The 7,750-nt window shown below is 68.5% G+C and carries 9 protein-coding genes and 1 pseudogene; 6 read left to right on the top strand and 4 right to left on the bottom strand.

The features are described from left to right. The first annotated feature begins 175 nt into the window (after positions 1-175). Positions 176-826, top strand: coding sequence for a hypothetical protein (locus tag ABZ208_RS38465; protein WP_356914099.1), 651 nt, complete (start codon positions 176-178; stop codon positions 824-826). 281 nt (positions 827-1,107) lie between these two features. On the opposite strand, the gene ABZ208_RS38460 is transcribed toward ABZ208_RS38465, so the two are convergent. The 3 genes from ABZ208_RS38460 to ABZ208_RS38450 all read right to left on the bottom strand — a co-directional run bounded on the left by ABZ208_RS38460 (position 1,108) and on the right by ABZ208_RS38450 (position 2,777). Next, positions 1,108-1,362 carry a nucleotidyl transferase AbiEii/AbiGii toxin family protein gene (locus ABZ208_RS38460; protein WP_356914098.1) on the bottom strand — a complete coding sequence of 85 codons (255 nt, stop codon included), beginning with the start codon at positions 1,360-1,362 and terminating at the stop codon, positions 1,108-1,110. Between the two features lie 11 nt (positions 1,363-1,373). Continuing rightward, a complete protein-coding gene (locus tag ABZ208_RS38455; RefSeq protein ID WP_356914097.1) occupies positions 1,374-1,712 on the bottom strand; it encodes a hypothetical protein in 339 nt (112 codons plus the stop codon). A gap of 414 nt (positions 1,713-2,126) precedes the next feature. Further along, positions 2,127-2,777, bottom strand: coding sequence for a type III effector protein (locus ABZ208_RS38450; protein ID WP_356914096.1), 651 nt, complete (start codon positions 2,775-2,777; stop codon positions 2,127-2,129). 128 nt (positions 2,778-2,905) lie between these two features. On the opposite strand from ABZ208_RS38450, the gene ABZ208_RS38445 reads away from it, so the two are divergent. The 4 genes from ABZ208_RS38445 to ABZ208_RS38430 all read left to right on the top strand — a co-directional run bounded on the left by ABZ208_RS38445 (position 2,906) and on the right by ABZ208_RS38430 (position 5,425). Continuing rightward, positions 2,906-3,340 (top strand): Hsp20/alpha crystallin family protein, encoded by a 435-nt coding sequence (locus tag ABZ208_RS38445; protein WP_097283193.1) that lies wholly within the window; start codon positions 2,906-2,908, stop codon positions 3,338-3,340. A gap of 112 nt (positions 3,341-3,452) precedes the next feature. Continuing rightward, on the top strand, positions 3,453-3,842 hold the full coding sequence (locus tag ABZ208_RS38440) for a DUF2267 domain-containing protein (protein ID WP_356914095.1): 390 nt from the start codon (positions 3,453-3,455) through the stop codon (positions 3,840-3,842). A 95-nt stretch (positions 3,843-3,937) separates the two neighbouring features. After that, complete coding sequence (locus tag ABZ208_RS38435) at positions 3,938-4,372, top strand: DUF2267 domain-containing protein (RefSeq protein ID WP_356914094.1); 435 nt, start codon at positions 3,938-3,940, stop codon at positions 4,370-4,372. A gap of 168 nt (positions 4,373-4,540) precedes the next feature. After that, entirely contained in the window at positions 4,541-5,425 is an 885-nt protein-coding gene (locus ABZ208_RS38430) for a hypothetical protein (RefSeq protein ID WP_356914093.1), read from the top strand. Positions 5,426-5,455: 30 nt separating this feature from the next. On the opposite strand, the pseudogene ABZ208_RS38425 reads toward ABZ208_RS38430, so the two are convergent. Next, positions 5,456-5,638, bottom strand: a pseudogene (locus ABZ208_RS38425) (IS5/IS1182 family transposase); the annotation flags it as partial. 182 nt (positions 5,639-5,820) lie between these two features. Between ABZ208_RS38425 and ABZ208_RS38420 the strand changes: the two are divergent. Continuing rightward, a complete protein-coding gene (locus ABZ208_RS38420) occupies positions 5,821-7,494 on the top strand; it encodes a hypothetical protein (RefSeq protein WP_356914092.1) in 1,674 nt (557 codons plus the stop codon). Positions 7,495-7,750 lie beyond the last annotated feature (256 nt).

Genomic DNA, 7,750 nt, shown 5'->3' with positions numbered 1-7,750 from the left:
TCCTGCTGAGCCGGCGAAAACCCGTAGTCACGCACCTGTGCCTCCACGACCACATGATCATCCGTGGGTGGTGCGTTGATCACTTGAGGGTGCCAAGGTTTTTTGACGTATGCCCTCACGTGCGACGGCTCCGACGTGCGGGTCGTGTCAGTGGTGAGGGCTAAGGTGCGCTGTCGTGGACGCTGCTGATCTTGACTACCGGGCCCGAACGCTGACGGGCTGCATTCCTCCGCCGCTGGTGGCGCGGCTTCTCGAACTCGGTCATGAGCGCGAAGTGGAGTTGCAGGCCAGCCGCGGAGAGTGGTTCTGCGCGCTGGAGTGGGCACGGCTGCTCGGACATCGGGGCCAGCGCGAGCAGGCGTTGGAGGTGCTCGCTCCGTACGTCGCCACGAACTGGTGGCCGGCGGCCCAAGCGCGGGCGGAGCTGCTGGAGGGCTGGGGCCGGGCGGAGGAGGCGATCGCGCTGTCCCGCCCGTACGCAGAGGCCGGTGACCGGCTGGCGCTTGTCTTCTTCGCGCGCCTGCTGGCCCGCCACGGCCGCGGCGGCGAGGCGTTCATGCTGCTGCGCTCCGAGATACAGGACTGGTTCCTCGCCGAGTGCCTGGTCGACGTCGCCGAAGCGGCGGGCATGGACGAGGAAGCGGCGGCCCTGTTGGAGGCCCGGGTGGAAGCGGCGGTCCCCGCTTGCGACGACCCTGACTGCAACAACCTCCGAATGGAACCGTCCCACGCGATCGGCCTGCTCGCCACGATCAGGGAACGCCAGGGCCGGATCGAGGAGGCGATCGCCCAGCGACGTCGTCCGGTGGCATGCCGTACGCCGTGAACTCGCGGTCGTGCGTGAACTCGGCTGCTTCCAGGCGGGCGTGCAGTTCCTCGAGGTCGAAGTCGTCTTCGTGCTGTGCGCCGAGGACTCCATCTCGAGGGTGCTGAAGAGGTGGCGGGCGCTGAAGACGTCGATGAGGTCGCGGGGGAAGCCGCGATCGTGCACTGCCCGTGTCTTGAGCCCAATCGTGTCGTCGAGGGAAAGCACCGGCCCGATAGCGGTCTGTTCCGGTGGGCTGGTGAATACTTCGAGAAGGACATCGAGTTCGCACGCCTGACCGGTCACGGGGTCGGTGGCGTGAGCCGCGACATGCGGGGGGCTACTTCGATCACCCTGACCTGCCAGCCCCGGGCGGTCAGCTGCTGGGTGAGATGGGCGGTGATGACGTCCAGACCGGCCGGGTCGGTGGTGGCGAAGTCCAGGTCCTGACTGATCCGCGACACCAGCTCATGCGCTTGGACCGCGTACCCGCCCGCGAGCACCAGACCGTATCGGGCTCCTGCCTGGAGCGCGTCGGACAGCAGGCGCTCGTGCAACGGGGGCAGCTTCACGCGGCGGCCGCGGGAGCCAGCTGCGGGAAGCGTTGCTCCCAGCAGCTGCGCAGGGGTTTGCCCACTACCCGGCGCAGGAGGGGCCAGTGGTCACGCAGCAGATCGGCGTTGAGGTAGGTCACGAGGTCCTCGCGCTGCCCGTTGTTCAGCACGATCCGGTACAGGCCGATCACCAGCTTCTCGTCGCTGAGCTCGAAGTCGGTCAGTCCGGACCAAGCCAGATGCTGCGGCAGGTGGACGACGCCGGCGGCCGGCCCGCGCAAGTCGTCCAGCGATGGGGGCAGCCGGTCGGCCAGGTGGCTCCACCTCGGGTGCAGCGACATTTCTCCACTCACCCCACCAGTATCCCTGCCGGCCGAACTGGCGCCCCCGCCAGCACTCGCCGCTCGCCGCTCGCCGACGGATGAATCCGCGCTGTCCCGCACTCCAGCCGACTGCCCCGAGAGGCGCAGTGGCTGGCAACGGTGCCCGGGAACGAGTGCAGGAGGCGGTGTGGGCCGGCCGGTCGTACGTGCTCCCAAGGGCTGGGTCTGGACCTGATCGGCGGCCTCCTTGAGGCCGCGTTCTCGTCCCGGGGTGGACGCGGCGGCAGAGCCTCACTTGAGACCGTCCTGACTCGTTCCGCCTCCGTATGCGGACTCGCGTGCGTTCGAGAGCACGGCGAAAGCCGGTAGGCGGGAGCCGTCGCTCCACCGGCGCGGCGGATGCGGTCAGCTGCGGGCCCGGGCGGGCGGCCGCCGTGTGGTGGTTCAGCGAAGGTCGTTGCCGGCTTGGCGGAGGCGGTCGGCGTTGTGGGTGATGGTCTCGATGCGGGCTGCGAGGTCGGGGTGGTTGGCCTTGAGGTGTATGTGGGTGTCGGCGAGGGGCGTGATGAGGTTGGCGGCGTCGTTGTCGGCGAGAGCGTCGGCGAGCCGGGCCAGAGGTGTGCGGGCACGAGTGGGGAGGTCGGTGAGGGCGGTGATCTGGCCGGCGAGTTGGCGTAGTTCGGCGGCGTTGGTCCGGGCCCAGGTGGTGATGGTGCGGTCGGCGGCGCGGCGGTTGCGGGTGGCTTGCACGCGCTGTTCGCCGGTGGTGCCCGGTTTTCCGGGGCGTACGCGCAGGTAGCGGCGCTCGGCGGCCTGGCGGCTGGCGACGCCCAGAGGGTGGGCGAGGTCCGCCCAGCTGGAGCCTGCTGCCCGGGCCGCCTCGATCAGCCCGGGTTCCCATCCTGCGAGGTGGTCGCGCAGTTCGCGCAACAGCAGGAGTGCGGCCAGGGCCTGGTCCGCACTGGTCTGTCCGTCCTCCGGGGTTATTTCGGTCTGCGTGGTCTGGGCGGTGCGGACGGCTTCGTTGATCGTGTTCAGTGCTGCTGCGGCGGCGAGGAACGAGCTGGGGCCACGGGGCTCGGCGGAGGCGTTCATGGAGATCCTCTCGGGGATGTCATCGTTCGAATGACGCTTCGCTTGTCATCGTTTGGATGACATGTTACAACGGTGTCAAGACGAAGCGCATTGGCAGTTCCTGCCAGAGTTGTGGAGGTGTTTTCGCGATGTTGATGCGCACTGACCCGTTCCGCGAACTCGACCGGCTCGCCCAGCAGCTGACGGGTGTCACCGGCACCTGGTCCAGGCCCTCGGCGATGCCGATGGATGCCTACCGTGAGGGCGAGGAGTACGTGATCGCCCTCGACCTGCCCGGTGTCGCGAAGGATGCGATCGATATCGATGTCGAGCGGAACATGCTCACCGTCAAGGCGGAGCGCCGCCCGGTGGTGAAGACCGACGACGTGCAGATGGAGCTCTCCGAGCGGCCCCTGGGCGTCTTTTCGCGCCAGCTGGTGCTGGCCGATACCCTGGACACCGAGCGCATCACGGCCGACTACGAAGCAGGGGTGCTGACCCTGCGGATCCCGATCGCCGAGCGCGCCAAGCCCCGCAAGATCGCGATCGGCGGGGAATCCGAGCACAAGCAGATCAGCGGCTGAGGAAGCGGTTTCTCGACCGCAGACGGCGGAGGACGGCATCGATCTCCCGCTCGGATTCCGTCCTCCGCACCACGTCCCTCACACCACGACCGAATAGGGGGTGCTGGCGGGCATGCGATGGGAAGCATTCCTCGACCACGTGCAGGAACGCGGCGAGTACGCCACACCCCAGGAAGCCGAGCGGGCCGCCCGTACCGTTCTGGCGCTGCTGGGCGCCCATCTGGTCGGTGAGGTCCGGGCCGAGCTGGCGGCCCGGCTCCCGGAGACCTTCGCGGTGATTCTTCTCAACCCGCTGCAGGCCACTGAGCCGCTCTCTCCGGAGCGGTTCCTGCGGGCGACCGCAGCGTGGATCGAGGGAGCCACCGAGCAGACCGCGGTCTGGGACGTCGGCGCCGTACTGAGCGTGACCGCCGATGCGGCCGGCGAGGAACTCACCCGCCGCATCCTCCTCCAGCTCCCACCAGGCTACGACCTCCTCTTCGGCCGCCCCGAGCGCACCTGAACCCAGAAGAGCGAGACCCGCTCACCACATCAACAGGGCCGGCCGACTGCCAACACTCAAACACCCCTTTGAACGAGAAAGGCAACCATCCTCCGATGCATCCGCTGCGTGAACCGGCCTCTGCCCCAACCGGCATATCGTTTCACCAGATGCTGGAACGAATCCGGTACGAAGGCGCCTATCCCACCCGGGAACGGGCCGAGGACGTCACACGTGCCGTGCTGGGGGCCCTGGGCCGTCAGCTCACCGGCGACGAACGCGTCGACCTCGCTGGCTGCCTCCCCGCCGAGGCCGCCCTTGTCTTCACCGGCCAGATCCCCGACACTCAACCGCTCACCGGCTGGGGCTTCGTCAAGGATCTGGCCATCCGCACGGGGGCCACACCCGCGACCGCCCGCTGGGACACCGGAGCCGTCCTTGCCACCGTCGGCCACTTGGCCGGCCCCTGCCTCCTGGACCGCATCATCGCCCAGCTTCCGTCCGGATACGCGCTGCTGTTCGGCCGCGCCGAACTCACCCAGACCGCCTGACGCGGGCGGGCACAGGCGGCAACGGCTGCTGTAGCCAAGGGCGCTTTGGGACGTGCTCGGGCGCGGCCGCGGCGAGGACGTCGTCCCACTGGGCGAGGACGCTGCTGCCGGCGGGCGGGGCGACCATGCCGCGCCCGGTCGTCATCAGGTCGATCGTGGTGCAGCCCAATGCGGCGGCGCAGGGCAGATCGAGCACGGCCAGCGGACGGCGGCTGCGACATCGACAAGGTCCACACCCTCAACACCGGGAAGGCCCCGTTCTTCGAGCGGGATCTGGACGACCTCCTCGCCAAGCACACCGCGTCGGGGCGACTGAAGTTCACCGCCTCCTACCAAGAGGCCGCCGAGTTCGCCGACCTGCACTTCGTCGGCGTCGGCACCCCGCAGCAGCCCGGCAGCGACGCCTACGATCTCACCCACCTCTTCGGCGCCGTCCGCGAGCTGGCCCCCTGCCTGACAACCCCGGCCGTGATCGCGGTCAAGTCGACCGTCCCCGTCGGCACCGCCCCCCGCGTCGCCGAGCTCCAGCACGAACACGCCCCTGCCGGGGACCGGATCGAGGTTGCCTGGAACCCGGAGTTCCTACGCGAGTCGTTCGCCGTCGAGGACACCCTCCGCCCCGACCGCCTCGTCCTCGGCTTCAATACCGACCACTCCTGGGCCGAGGCCCTACTGCGGCAGGCGTTCGGCAAGATCATCGAAGCGGGGACGCCGACGATCGTCACCGACTGGGCCACCGCCGAGCTCGCCAAGGGCGCTGCGAACTCCTTCCAACGACAGGTGGACGCGGATCGCCGTCCCGCCCTCGTTTCTGCCGGCGCCGCTGAAGCCCAGCACCGACTCGATGAACCAGGTGTCAGGGGACAACTCGCCTTCGGCATCCGGGCCGGTCACGGCCATTGCCTTTGTGGCCACCGCGCGCAGCCAAGCGGTTACTTGACGGGCCCATCAGTAAGCAGACATGGATCACCCGCAAGAGCCACGGTCACGACAGCGGTCACCGTCAGCGTAGCCGCGAACGCTGACGTCGCCCGGTTCACGGCAGCCGAGTAAGGGGCGCCGTCCCGACGGGCCAGATAACCGGCGCCCGCCGCGGCTGCCGCGCCGGAGCCGGTTGCGGATCTGGTCGGCCCGTTCGGGGATGGTGTGGGCGATGCCCCGCCGTCTGAGCCAGGTCCGGATGGCCCTGGAGCTGTATCCCTTTTCGCCCAGCACGTGGGCGGGTCGGACCCGTGGCCGTCCCGCGGCACATTCCCGCGGAACCCGCACGCACGCGTGCGTTTCCCGGCCGGGCGAGATCGGTTCTACCCTCGGCCACAGGTGTCCCCGGAGACCCTCACCGCGTTGGGACAGTGCGTGTCGGTCACGGCGCGTCCACATGTCCCGGCCGGGCCGAACCGCTCGTACGCGCCACCTGGCCGACCGGACCGTACCTTCAGGAGAGACGGATGGACTACTACGACCTCGGCACCCACACCCGCCCCGTGACGACGTCCTCCCCGTCCGCCCAGATGTGGTTCGACCGCGGGCTCCTCTGGTCGTACGGCTTCCACCACGAGGAGGCCGTCTCCTGCTTCGAAGCCGCCGCCGCGGCGGATCCGGACTGCGCGATGCCCTACTGGGGCATCGCCTACGCCCTCGGTCCGAACTACAACAAGCCCTGGGAGTTCTTCGACGGCGAGGACCTGGCCCGAACCGTCGAACGCACCCACGCGGCCGTCGAACGCGCCCACGAGAAGGCGGCCGGCGCCACTCCCGTCGAGCAGGCCCTGATCCAGGCGTTGCGGTACCGGTATCCGCAGGCGGAAGCGGTCGAGGACTGCTCGGTGTGGAACAAGCCCTACGCCGACAGGATGCGCGCCGTGTACGAACTCGCTCCCGACGACCTCGATGTCGCCACACTCCATGCCGACGCACAGATGAACCTCACGCCATGGCAGCTGTGGGACCTGCCGACCGGGCTGCCGGCGGAAGGCTCCCGCACGTTGGAGGCCAAGGCGGTCCTCGATCGGGCGATCGGCACCGGGCCCGGGAAGACGCACCCCGGCCTTCTGCACATGTACATCCACCTCATGGAGATGTCCCCGACCCCCGAGGCCGCCCTGCCCGTCGCGGACCGGCTCCGCGGCCTCGTGCCGGATGCCGGGCACCTGCAGCACATGCCCACACACCTGGAGGTGCTCTGCGGGGACTACCGGCGCGTGGTGTCGGACAACACCACCGCGATCGCCGCCGACGAGAAGTACTACGCGCGGGCGGGCGCGATGAACTTCTACACCCTGTACCGATCGCACAACTACCACTTCAAGATCTACGGTGCGATGTTCCTCGGTCAGTCGGCGACCGCCCTGGAGACCGCCGCACAGCTCGAAGCCTCCATCCCCGAGGAACTGCTGAGAATGCAGAGTCCGCCCATGGCCGACTGGCTGGAGGGTTTCCTCGCCATGCGGGTACACGTGCTGATCCGCTTCGGCCGCTGGAGCGACATCCTGGAACTGCCGCTGCCCGCCGACCCGGAGCTGTACTGCGCGACCACGGCGATGCTCCACTACGCCCGCGGCATCGCCTTCTCGGCGACCGGCCGGATTCCCGAGGCGGAGACCGAACGCGAACTGTTCCGTCAGGCAGTCTCCCTCGTACCCGAGTCACGCATGCTGTTCAACAACACCTGCGTCGACATCCTCGCGATCGCGTCGGAGATGCTCGACGGCGAACTGGAGTACCGCAAGGGGAACCACGACGCCGCCTTCGCCGCACTGGAGCGGTCGATCACACTCGACGACAACCTTCCCTACGACGAGCCGTGGGGATGGATGCAGCCCACACGGCACGCGTACGGCGCCCTGCTTCTCGAACAGGGACGTGTGGAAGAGGCGGAGGCCGTCTACCGGGCCGACCTGGGCCTCGACGACACGCTGCCGCGTCCCTCGCAACACCCCGGCAACGTATGGGCACTGCACGGATTCCACGAGTGTCTCCTGCGCCTGGGCAAGAGCGCGGAAGCGCAGATCGTGGCCCAGCAACTGAAGCTCGCTTCCGCCATGGCGGACGTACCGATCAACGCGTCCTGCTTCTGCCGTCTCGAAGCCATCGCCGGCGCGGCGGAAGGCAGCTGCTGCTGACGACCCGCGAACCGCGGCCGCACGCATACCCGACGATTCATCAGGACCCCCATCAAAACCCTTGTCCACCACGGACCTTGGCGTGTTCACATCGTCGGCACGGCACCAGTAGGGCTTGGTGGAGACAAGATCATCCCCGGTCGGATTCCACGTAACTTCTAAGAAGTCATCTCATTTGGTTGGCTCGGTAGGCTGTTGGTCGTGGTGGGGATCGTTGAGCGGCTGGTGCCGGATGAGTTGTGGGAGTTGTTCCAGC

It is taken from the genome of Streptomyces sp. NPDC006208, assembly GCF_040613775.1.
In the GTDB taxonomy this organism is placed as follows: domain Bacteria; phylum Actinomycetota; class Actinomycetes; order Streptomycetales; family Streptomycetaceae; genus Streptomyces.
Note: the sequence above shows the minus strand (reverse complement) of the source record. Positions and strands in the feature narration are given on the sequence as shown.

Excerpts from the sequence above, each read along its gene's own strand:
- ABZ208_RS38450 (WP_356914096.1), bottom strand. The coding sequence starts at position 2,777 with ATGAACGCCTCCGCCGAGCCCCGTGGCCCCAGCTCGTTCCTCGCCGCC.
- ABZ208_RS38445 (WP_097283193.1), top strand. The coding sequence starts at position 2,906 with ATGTTGATGCGCACTGACCCGTTCCGCGAACTCGACCGGCTCGCCCAG.
- ABZ208_RS38440 (WP_356914095.1), top strand. The coding sequence starts at position 3,453 with ATGCGATGGGAAGCATTCCTCGACCACGTGCAGGAACGCGGCGAGTAC.
- ABZ208_RS38435 (WP_356914094.1), top strand. The coding sequence starts at position 3,938 with ATGCATCCGCTGCGTGAACCGGCCTCTGCCCCAACCGGCATATCGTTT.
- ABZ208_RS38430 (WP_356914093.1), top strand. The coding sequence starts at position 4,541 with ATGCGGCGGCGCAGGGCAGATCGAGCACGGCCAGCGGACGGCGGCTGC.
- ABZ208_RS38420 (WP_356914092.1), top strand. The coding sequence starts at position 5,821 with ATGGACTACTACGACCTCGGCACCCACACCCGCCCCGTGACGACGTCC.